The sequence below is a fragment of the Sphingomonas sp. genome (genome assembly GCF_035555815.1).
In the GTDB taxonomy this organism is placed as follows: domain Bacteria; phylum Pseudomonadota; class Alphaproteobacteria; order Sphingomonadales; family Sphingomonadaceae; genus Sphingomonas.
Genome location: NZ_DATMGG010000220.1, coordinates 1 through 10,478, shown reverse-complemented (window position 1 = coordinate 10,478; position 10,478 = coordinate 1). Strand labels below are relative to the sequence as shown.

The window sequence follows — 10,478 nt, the reverse complement described above, 5'->3', positions numbered from 1 at the left end:
AAGACGCGCCCTGGTACGCTTGTTAGGAGGGGCCGTCCGGGCGACCGGGCGGCCCCTTCGCTATTTGTCGGCGGGCGGGACCGGTTGGCGGCAGGACGGGGCAGGCAAAAGCCCGCCGACGAAAAACCGCTTGGGGATATGACGCAATTTCCCTAGATTCCCGCCAAAGTATCAGCGTGTTGAAGAGGGTTTGATGAGGGTGTCGCGTTTCCTGGCCACCGCCGCTGGCGTATTGGTGGCAACCGCCGCCGCCCAGCCGGCGTCCGCCCAATTCTATTTCCAGCCACCCGACCAGCGCGGCCCGCCCGTCACCGGCGCCGAACCCGGCGTCATCGGCCCGGCGCTGCCCGACGCGACGCCCAAGGAACTGCGCGCGGCGCTGGTGTGGAACCTGCGCGCGGGGCTGAACGTCGCCGCGCTGCAATGCCAGTTCGCCCCGTATCTGCTGACGCTCAGCAACTACAACAAGCTTCTGCTCGACCATTCCGACGAGCTGAAGACGTCGTACGACACGCTGGCGGGCTACTTCACCCGCACCGCCAAGACCAAGAAGGCGGGGCAGACCGCGCTCGATACCTACGGCACGCGCGTCTATTCGGGTTTCTCGACCGTCGGGGCGCAGCTCACCTTCTGCGCGACGTCGAGCGACGTCGGGCAGGCCGCTCTGTTCACCCCGCGCGGCAGCTTTGGCACGCTGGCCGAGGAGCGGATGAGCGAGATGCGCAATTCGCTGCGCTATGGCGGCGAGCAACGCTTTCCCGGCGGCATCAACCCGCGCCACGTCTCGCTGCCGCCGTTGGAGGAGAAGTGCTGGAAGAAGGACCTGTGGGTGTCCAAGAAATGCGGCACGCAACCGCGCTGGGGCGGCGTCTAGTCGTGACTTGGCCGACCCCTTGTGTGACATAATCACCACACTATCTTGCGGTGACGTTCACAAGGGGCCGACATGAACCTCGAGAAATTCACCGACCGCGCCAAGGGTTTCCTGCAATCGGCGCAAACCGTCGCGATCCGCATGAGCCATCAGCGGATCGCGCCCGAGCATCTGCTGAAGGCGCTGCTCGAGGACGAGCAGGGCATGGCCGCCGGGCTGATCCAGGCGGCGGGCGGCGATCCCAGGCGCGCGGTGACCGAGACCGACCTCGCGCTGGCGAAGATCCCGGCGGTGTCGGGCAGCGGCGCGCAGGCGACGCCCGGCCTGGACAATGACGCGGTGCGCGTGCTCGACCAGACCGAGCAGATCGCCGCCAAGGCCGGCGACAGCTTCGTCACCGTCGAACGGCTGCTGGTCGCGCTGGCGCTGAGCCTCAACACCGCCGCCGGCAAGGCGATCAAGGCGTCGGGCGCTACGCCCGAGGGCCTGAACGCCGCGATCAACCAGCTGCGCGGCGGCCGCACCGCCGACACCGCCGGCGCCGAGGACCGCTACGACGCGCTCAAGAAATTCGCCCGCGACCTGACCCAGGCGGCGCGCGATGGCAAGCTCGACCCGGTCATCGGCCGAGACGAGGAAATCCGCCGCACCATCCAGATCCTCGCCCGCCGGACCAAGAACAACCCGGTGCTGATCGGCGAGCCCGGCGTCGGCAAGACCGCGATCGCCGAGGGCCTCGCGCTGCGCATCGCCAACGGCGACGTGCCCGAGACGCTGCGCGACCGGCGGCTGATGGCGCTCGACATGGGCGCGCTGATCGCCGGCGCCAAATATCGTGGCGAGTTCGAGGAGCGGCTCAAGGGCGTGCTCGACGAGGTGCGCGGTGCCGAGGGCGAGGTCGTGCTGTTCATCGACGAGATGCACACGCTGGTCGGCGCGGGCAAGTCGGAGGGGGCGATGGACGCCTCCAACCTGCTCAAGCCGGCGCTGGCGCGCGGCGAGCTGCACTGCATCGGCGCGACCACGCTCGACGAGTATCGCAAGTACGTCGAGAAGGATCCGGCGCTGCAGCGCCGTTTTCAGCCGGTATTCGCCGACGAGCCGACGGTCGAGGACACCATCTCGATCCTGCGCGGGCTCAAGGAGAAATACGAGCTGCACCATGGCGTGCGGATCACCGACGCGGCGATCGTCAGCGCGGCGACGCTGTCCAACCGCTACATCACCGACCGGTTCCTGCCCGACAAGGCGATCGACCTGATGGACGAGGCGGCGTCGCGCATCCGCATGGAGGTCGAGTCGAAGCCCGAGGAGATCGAAAACCTCGACCGCCGCATCATCCAGCTCAAGATCGAGCGCGAGGCGCTGAAGAAGGAAAGCGACGCCGCGTCGAAGGACCGGCTGGCGACGCTGGAGGCTGAACTCGCCAACCTCGAACAGCAATCGACCGAACTCACCCAGCGCTGGCAAGGCGAGCGCGACAAGATCGCGTCGGAGGCCAGGATCAAGGAGCAGCTCGACGCCGCCCGGCTCGAGCTGGAGCAGGCGCAGCGTGCCGGCGATCTCGCCCGCATGAGCGAGCTGTCCTATGGCACCATCCCCGCGCTGACCAAGCAGCTCGAGGACGCCCAGGCGACCGCCGGGGTGGCGATGCTGCGCGAGGAAGTGACGGCGGACGATATCGCCGCGGTGGTCAGCCGCTGGACCGGCATTCCGGTCGACCGGATGCTGGAAGGCGAGCGCGAGAAGCTGCTCCACATGGAGGAGGCGATCGGCAAGCGAGTGATCGGCCAGCAGCAGGCGGTGCGCGCGGTGTCGACCGCGGTGCGGCGCGCGCGCGCGGGATTGCAGGACCCGAACCGGCCGCTGGGCAGCTTTCTGTTCCTCGGGCCGACCGGCGTCGGCAAGACCGAGCTGACCAAGGCGCTGGCCGAATTCCTGTTCGACGATCCGTCGGCGATGGTGCGCATCGACATGAGCGAGTTCATGGAGAAGCACGCGGTGGCGCGGCTGATCGGCGCCCCTCCCGGCTATGTTGGTTATGAGGAGGGCGGCGTTCTTACCGAATCGGTTCGTCGGCGGCCGTATCAGGTCGTGCTGTTCGACGAGGTCGAGAAGGCGCATTCGGACGTCTTCAACGTGCTGTTGCAGGTGCTCGACGACGGGCGGCTGACCGATGGGCAGGGCCGCACGGTCGATTTCTCGAACACGCTGATCATCCTGACGTCGAACCTGGGCAGCCAGTATCTCGCCAACCTGCCCGACGGTGACAGCGCCGAAAGCGCCGAGCCGCAGGTGATGGAGGTGGTGCGCGCGCATTTCCGCCCCGAATTCCTCAACCGGCTCGACGAGATCATCCTGTTTCACCGGCTGGCGGCGGAGCATATGGCGCCGATCGTCGATATCCAGATCGCACGGCTGGCGAAACTGCTGGCCGACCGCAAGATCGGCATCGAGCTGTCCGAGGGGGCGCGGGCATGGCTGGGACGGGTCGGCTATGACCCGGTCTATGGCGCGCGGCCGCTGAAGCGCGCGGTGCAGCGGTATCTGCAGGACCCGCTCGCCGACCTGATCCTGCGCGGCGAGGTCAGGGACGGATCGACGGTGCGCGCAGAGGACGGCGACGGCAAGCTGGAACTGCACGTCAGCTGATCGCGTGCGTCGGGCGATGTCGGTCGCGCCCGTCCGGCCGGCGCAGTCGGCGAGCGACACCGCAAAGGGTGTTTGCGCGGTTCGAGGGTATGCGCGGGTCCGGGCCGGCACGGCGGGCGAATCGCCCCATGCGCCTTGTCGAGCTGTCAGGCTGGGGGCCGGTTGCCGACGTTCCAGCGGGACCGGCATTTCCGAAGCGAACTGGACAGCCCGGCGCCATCGCGCGCGCAAGCCGCGTGCCTCCGCTGCAGCTTACGGGCGACGGCTTCAGCGGTGCCATCGCCCGCACGCGGGCCGCGTGGAAGCGGCGCCGGGGATGGCGGAGCGACGGGGCGGAGAGAATCACCCAGGGCGACGCGCTGACGCAACGCCGGCGCAGGCTCCCCACGACGCGGATTGCGCGCGGGATGCGGTTCCCGCGACGCCCCGGAAGCGCACCGCCCGCCACCGGACGATCGGCGCCGCCGCATAAAAAAAGGGCCGCCCCCGATGGGAGCGGCCCGATTCTGATCGGTGTTACCCGAAGTTTCTAGAAGTCGACCTTCGCGCCGAGGCGGAAGTACCGGCCCAGGATGTTCGGACCCGCCCACGACGGGTTGAACTGGAAGATGCCGTAGGCCGCCGACGGATCGAACGGCGGGTTGATGCCGAACACGTTGAGCACGTTGCCGTAGATCGTGAAGCGATCGCCAATCTTGTAGCTCGCCGACAGATCGGCGTTCCACGTCGCCTTCGCCTGGCAGAGCACTGCCGTGCCATCGGCATAGGTGGCGACCGAAGCGCCGAGGCTGGCGTCGCAATCGCCCTTGACCCCGCCGTAGTCGATCGATGCCAGATCATAGCCGCTGGTGTAATAAGCGGTGAGCGACGCGGTAAAGTCGTTGATCTGGATCGTGTTCTGCCAGCTGCCACGCCATTTCGGCGCACCCGAGCACGACGTGATGTCGCACGGGCTGAGCGTGCCGTCGTAACGCTGCTCCTGGCCGCCCAGCGTCGTGGCGAACTTGATCAGGTACGATGCCTCGAACGAGCTGGTCAGCGTCACGCCGCTGGACACCGGCAGCTTGATGTTGGCGCCCAGATCGATGCCCGACACTTCCTGCTGGTCGTTGTTCTGGAACGAATACTGGATGAAGCCGAGCTGCGGCAGCGCGTTCGGATTCGCGACGTCCGGCGTACCCGGAACGACGGTGATGCCCGGTACGTTCACGACACCGTTGTTCGAGTAATACTGGTTGCGCACGTCCGAATAGTCGGCGCCGCCAATGATGTCCTTCACCTTGATGTGCCAGTAGTCGACGGTGAAGCTGACGTTGCGCATCGGCTCGATGATCGTCCCCAGCGTCCAGCTGGTCGACTTTTCAGGCGCCAGGTTGGGGTTGCCGGTCGAGGTCAGGCCGACCGAGAAGGCGCCCGTCGCATAGGCGTTGCCACCGTGCGCCGCGATGAACGCGGCTTCGGCCGGGTTGTTCGGATTCAGCGTATAGGTGACGTAGCCGGTGGTCGGCAGGCCGTACGATTCGTTGAAGCTCGGGATACGGAAGCCCTTCGACCAGGTGCCCCGCAGCGAGAGCTGCGGGATCGGCGTGACCTTCGCGGTGAACTTCGGCGAGAAGTTGCTCTGGCCCGACGAGTAGCTGTCGTAACGGCCGCTCGCGCCCAGCTCGACCTGGTCGATGACCGGAGCCGAGATTTCGTAGAACGCCGACTTCACGTTGCGGCTGCCGACGGCGCCGACCGCGTTGACGACGAAGTAGCGGCTGTACGGCGCGACCAGATCCTCGGGGTTCGCCGACGGGTTGTTGATCGATTCGTGACGATACGAACCGCCGACCGCGACGCCCAGCGGACCGCCCGGGAGCTGGAACAGCTCCTTGGTCAACGTCGCCTGCACCTGCCACAGATCAGAGAAGGAGCGCGTGCTGTTCAGCGGCGCCACATAGTCGCGCGTCGCCTGCGAGTTCTGCGACGGGTCCATGAAATTGTAGGTGCCCTTGGCGACCATATCCCACAGACGCTGCGGAATGACGTAGTTGAACTGGTTGATGTCGAGCTGCACCTGCGATGCCGTGGCATCGACCGAGTAGCCCCAGTTGTCGCCGAACGACCCGTTGATGCCCACCGACCCACGCAGGCTGCGCGCCTTGCTCTGGATGATGCGCGGCAGGTCGTAGGTCTGCAGCAGCTGGGCACGATAGCCTTGCGCGGCATAGGGGTTCTGCGGGTTGAGCACGCCATTGGTGGCGTCGCAGCCGGTGTTGAGCATCAGGCGATTGCCGACGCCGGCGCCGCAGACATAAACCGGCAAATACAGGTTCGACGGCTGGAGGAAGCCGGCCGGGTTGGGCGGCGGCAGGTTGCCGCTGAAGCCGCTCGGCGTGCCGGTGGTCTCGGTCTTGACCTGGTAATAGTTCGCGGCGGCATAGAATTCGGCGCGATCGCCGATCTTCGCGGTGAAGCGACCGGCGAAACCGATGCGCTCCTGCTCCGGCTGGAGCTGGCCGTACATCGCGCGGGTGTCGCGGGCACACTGCAGCGTGCCGCCGGCCGAGGCGCTGGCGGCGGTCGGAACGTTGACCGGTATCAGATCACGGCAACCGGCAGCGGTGTTGAGCAGCTGGAACGGCGAACCAGCGATCGCAGCGCCGGCGGCATCAACCGGGCGGGCGGTGCCGACCTGGGTGGCGAACAGGCCGTTGAAACGGACCGGATCATGGCCGTTGTTGACGACGCTGTTCTGCACGTTGCTGAACATGCACGAGCCGCTCGCATTACAGATCTTGCTCAGGTCCGAGGTATTGAACGGATACTGGCGATCGGACGCCTTCAGCGCGTCCTGGCGCTGATATTCGCCGTTGATGTAGAAGTTGAAGCCGTTCTCGGCGAGATCGCCGTAGCCCCAGGTCGCGTCGAAACGCTGTTCGGCGGCGTCGCCACGATCCGAAATGCCGGCCGAGGCGTTGAGGTGCAGGCCGGTGATCTGCTTCTTGGTGATGACGTTGACCACACCGGCGACCGCGTCGGCGCCGTAGGTCGACGAGGCGCCGTCACGCAGCACTTCGATCCGCTCGACGATCGAGTTCGGAATGATGTTCAGGTCGACGAAGTTGCGGTGGCCGTCGTCGGCCAGCGGATAGGGCGCCATGCGGACGCCGTCGAAGATCGTCAGGGTCGACTGCACCGTCAGGCCGCGCAGCGACACGGCGTTCGCGCCGGTGGCGAAGTTCGAGCCGGTGTTCCAGCCCTGGGTGATGTTGCCCGCGCCGTTGGCCGACAGGCGCTGAACCGCCTCGGCGACGGTGTTGATGCCGCGCTGCTGGAGCGTCTCGGCGGAGAGCACAGTGACCGGCGACGCGGTTTCGGTGTCGGTACGGCGGAACAGCGAACCGGTGACGACGATGTCGCCCTGGTTGGCCTCCTGGTCACGCTGGCTGGACGGCAGCGTCGTCGTGTCCTGCGCCATGGCCGGGGCAGCGAACATGCCCGCACCGAGCAGCGCGAGCGCCGGCAGAGCCGCGCTTCCGAACAGCGACGTGCGCTTGAATGTGGTTTTGCTGATCACGAATCTTCCCTCGTTCCTTGGCTTGTCGCGGCGTACCCCACGCCGGCCCCGAAGCCGTTTCCCCCCTTCGAGCCACGCACCTGGCGCGGGTTCGGAGGCAATGTTCCAAGGTCTGGAGGGCCGTTCATCTACTGTAAAGCCGGCATTCAGGCCGTCCGCACCTTTTCGCCCGGCTGTAGCCAAAATGACACAGATGATCGCCGATTGCTGTATTAAGTATACAATTAGATCGCGAGGGCGAGTCGCGACGACGCAATTGTGCGCCGTATCAACGGCGCGGGGCGGCGGCCGGTGGCGGGGCCGTGGCCGGCATCGGCCCGGCGACCAGCAGCGGATCGATGCGCGAATCCCGCCATTTCATCCCCCAATGGAGGTGCGGGCCGGTGGCGCGGCCGGTGTGGCCGACCCGCCCGATCAGCTGGCCCTGGCGAACCACGTCGCCGGTGCGGACGTCGATCCGGCTGAGGTGCAGGAAGGCGCTGTTGAGGCCCAGGCCGTGATCGATCATCAGCAGATTGCCCTCCAGCGTGAAGGGTTGGTCGGCGGCGAGGATCACCACGCCATCGGCGGGCGCCAGCACCAGCGCCCCTTCGGGCAGCGCGACATCGACCCCGGAGTGGTAGGCCCCCGGCTCGCCCCGGTAGACACGCTGCGCGCCAAACTGGCCGGAGATGCGGCCGATGGCCGGCCATTGAAAGCGCTGGCGCCACCCGGTCGCGGTGGTGACGATCTCGCGCGCCGCCGCGATCCGGGCCAGCTCCGCCGCGCGCAGCCGCGCGAACTCGGCGCTTGGTTGGGCGAAGCGCGCCAGGGTGTTGAGCCGTTCGATCCGCCACGCGCGCGGGGCGATGGCGAGGCTGCGCGTCACCAGCGAGCCGTCGGTGCGCGTCGCGATCAGCGTCGCGGCAGGACCAGCATCGCGATCGAAGGCGATCAGGAAGCGGCCGTCGGGCGCGAACGCCACCGGCGCGTCGTCCAGGCGCAGCGTGGCGGTGCCCGGCGGCACCGTGCCGGTCGCGATGCCGCCCTGGATCATCGCGCCGTCGTCAAAGGCGAAGTCGGCGGCGGGCAAGCGCCGGGCCGGCGGATCGGCGAGGGGCAACGCGACGGCCGATGGGGCGGCCGCGATCGGCGACGCGGCGACCGACGCGGGCTGGATCTCACCCGCGACGCAACCGGCCAGTACGATCAGCACGGCGGCGGCGATCCCACGCGCCACGCCGCCGGTCACGGCGCCAGCATCCGATCGCCCGTCACCGCGCCAGCGCCTCGCTGGCGATTTCCGCGCTGGCATAGGGTTCCTGCCGCGCGACGCTCCAATAGCGCAGCTCATCGAGCGGGATGGCCGCGCCGCTGACCGCGCAGACGACATGATCGCCGGGCGCGAGCACGCGAAAGCCGTTGGCCATGTAATGGAGCCGGGCCGCCCGCGCGGTATTGGACATCAACATCGGTTCGCCTTGTCGGTTCGTACGTCAGAGCAGGCTCGGCTGCTCGGGTTGTGCGAGAGGATAGGGTTTCGCGGGCGCGCGCTCAACCCGCACGTCGACAGTGCCGTCCTGGAAGTGGAGCGTGAGCCCCCCCGCCCCGCGCGCCGCGCCCGCGGCGGTCACCACCGCCCCGCCCGGCCGCGCCGCGACCCAGGCGTAGCCGCGCGCGAGCAGGTTCTCCGGATTGGCGGCGACCAGCAATCGGCCCGCCGTCTCCAGCCGCGCCCGCGCCCGATCGAGCCGGTGCGCGAGCATGGTCGGGCGCAGCGCCCCGGCGATCCGGTCGAGATCGCGCCGTGCCCGCACCGCGCGCCGTTCGAGCGCGAGGTCGAGCCGCGCGCCAAGCTCGTCGGCCTTTTGCCGCTGCGGTCCCAGCAGCGCGTCGCGGCGCGGCAGCACGCGCACCAGCGCCTGCAATCGCTCGCCGCCGCGTTCGCGATAGCGCCGCGCGCAGCGTTCGGCACGAAGCCCCAGCGCGGCGATGCCGCTGGCCAGTTCGGCGCGCACCGGCACCGCGATCTCGGCGGCGGCGGTCGGCGTGGGTGCGCGCAGATCGGCGGCGTGATCGGCCAGGCTGGTGTCGGTCTCGTGCCCCACCGCCGAGATGATCGGGATCGCGCAGCCGGCGATCGCGCGCACCACCTCTTCTTCGTTGAACGCCCACAGATCCTCGATCGAGCCGCCGCCGCGCGCGACGATCACCAGATCGGGACGCGGCACCGCCCCGCCCGGCGCCAGCGCGTCAAACCCGCGCACCGCCCCGGCAATCTCCGCCGCCGCGCCGGCGCCCTGCACCTTGACCGGCCACACCACGACATGGGTCGGGCAGCGGTCCTCGAGCCGGTGGAGGATGTCGCGGATCACCGCGCCGGTGGGTGACGTCACCACGCCGATCACCCGCGGCAGATAGGGCAGCGCCTTCTTGTGCGCCGGATCGAACAGCCCTTCCGCGCCCAGCTTCGCCTTGAGCTTTTCCAGCAGCGCCATCAGCGCGCCCTCGCCGGCCAGCTCCATCCGCTCGACGACGATCTGGTATTTCGAGCGACCGGGATAGGTCGTCAGCTTGCCGGTGGCGATCACCTCGATCCCGTCGGCCGGGGCGAACGGCAGCGCGGCGGCGGCCCCCCGCCACATCACCCCGTCGATCACCGCCTTGTCGTCCTTCAGGCATAGGTAGACGTGGCCCGACGCGGCGCGCTTGTAGCCCGAGATTTCGCCGCGCAGCCGGACGTGGCCGAATTCGCCTTCGACCACGCGCTTCAGCTTGTTCGATAATTCGCTGACGCTCAGTTCGGGCGCGTTGCTGCCGGGCGCGGGCTCGGCTACCAGCGGGCCGGTATTGAAGTCGTCGTCAAAGGGGTCGGCCATGAATGTCCTGCTGGTCGGCTCGGGGGGCCGCGAACATGCGCTGGCATGGAAGCTGGCGCAATCGCCGCAGCTGACCAAATTGTTCGCCGCGCCGGGCAATCCGGGGATCGCGGAGCATGCCGAGATCGTCGATCTGAACATCGGCGATCACCGCGCGGTCATCGATTTCTGCCGGCGCGAGCATATCGGCTTCGTCGTGATCGGGCCGGAAGCGCCGCTGGTCGACGGGCTGGCCGACAATCTGCGCACGATCGGCGTCGGCGTGTTCGGGCCGAACAAGGTGCCGGCGCAGCTTGAGGGATCAAAGGGCTTTACCAAGGACCTGTGCGCGCGCGAGCGCATTCCGACCGCCCGCTACGAACGGGTCCACGCGCTCGACGGAGCGCGCGCGGTGGTGGGCGAATTCGGCCTGCCGGTGGTGATCAAGGCCGACGGGCTGGCGGCAGGCAAGGGCGTGACGATCGCCACCACCGCGGAGGAAGCCGATGCCGCGCTGGTCGCGCTGTTCGACGGCCGCGGCGTCGAAGCGGTG

At 68.3% G+C, this 10,478-nt stretch carries 7 protein-coding genes; 3 read left to right on the top strand and 4 right to left on the bottom strand.

Annotated elements, in window-relative coordinates; genetic code table 11:
• Window positions 1–193: 193 nt before the first annotated feature.
• Window positions 194–874, top strand: a complete 681-nt coding sequence (locus tag VNR91_RS12755) for a hypothetical protein (protein WP_325491150.1) — start codon at window positions 194–196, stop codon at window positions 872–874.
• A gap of 72 nt (window positions 875–946) precedes the next feature.
• Window positions 947–3,526 (top strand): ATP-dependent chaperone ClpB, encoded by a 2,580-nt coding sequence (gene clpB, locus VNR91_RS12750; protein WP_325491149.1) that lies wholly within the window; start codon window positions 947–949, stop codon window positions 3,524–3,526.
• Window positions 3,527–4,055: 529 nt separating this feature from the next.
• On the opposite strand, the gene VNR91_RS12745 is transcribed toward clpB, so the two are convergent.
• The 4 genes from VNR91_RS12745 to xseA all read right to left on the bottom strand — a co-directional run bounded on the left by VNR91_RS12745 (window position 4,056) and on the right by xseA (window position 9,946).
• The gene (locus tag VNR91_RS12745; protein ID WP_325491148.1) at window positions 4,056–7,088 is read right to left on the bottom strand and encodes a TonB-dependent receptor plug domain-containing protein; all 3,033 of its coding nucleotides are present in this window, start codon (window positions 7,086–7,088) and stop codon (window positions 4,056–4,058) included.
• 268 nt (window positions 7,089–7,356) lie between these two features.
• The gene (locus tag VNR91_RS12740) at window positions 7,357–8,283 is read right to left on the bottom strand and encodes a M23 family metallopeptidase (RefSeq protein WP_325491147.1); all 927 of its coding nucleotides are present in this window, start codon (window positions 8,281–8,283) and stop codon (window positions 7,357–7,359) included.
• A gap of 58 nt (window positions 8,284–8,341) precedes the next feature.
• On the bottom strand, window positions 8,342–8,539 hold the full coding sequence (locus tag VNR91_RS12735; RefSeq protein ID WP_325491146.1) for a DUF2093 domain-containing protein: 198 nt from the start codon (window positions 8,537–8,539) through the stop codon (window positions 8,342–8,344).
• Between the two features lie 24 nt (window positions 8,540–8,563).
• The gene (gene xseA, locus VNR91_RS12730; protein WP_325491145.1) at window positions 8,564–9,946 is read right to left on the bottom strand and encodes an exodeoxyribonuclease VII large subunit; all 1,383 of its coding nucleotides are present in this window, start codon (window positions 9,944–9,946) and stop codon (window positions 8,564–8,566) included.
• On the opposite strand from xseA, the gene VNR91_RS12725 reads away from it, so the two are divergent.
• The coding region (locus VNR91_RS12725; RefSeq protein WP_414712413.1) for a phosphoribosylamine--glycine ligase at window positions 9,945–10,478 on the top strand (534 nt) is incomplete at its 3' end. The genes xseA and VNR91_RS12725 overlap by 2 nt on opposite strands.

Bases quoted from the DNA above. Each gene is read 5' to 3' on its own strand.
- VNR91_RS12755 (WP_325491150.1), top strand. From the start codon at position 194: ATGAGGGTGTCGCGTTTCCTGGCCACCGCCGCTGGCGTATTGGTGGCA.
- xseA (WP_325491145.1), bottom strand. From the start codon at position 9,946: ATGGCCGACCCCTTTGACGACGACTTCAATACCGGCCCGCTGGTAGCC.
- clpB (WP_325491149.1), top strand. From the start codon at position 947: ATGAACCTCGAGAAATTCACCGACCGCGCCAAGGGTTTCCTGCAATCG.
- VNR91_RS12735 (WP_325491146.1), bottom strand. From the start codon at position 8,539: ATGTTGATGTCCAATACCGCGCGGGCGGCCCGGCTCCATTACATGGCC.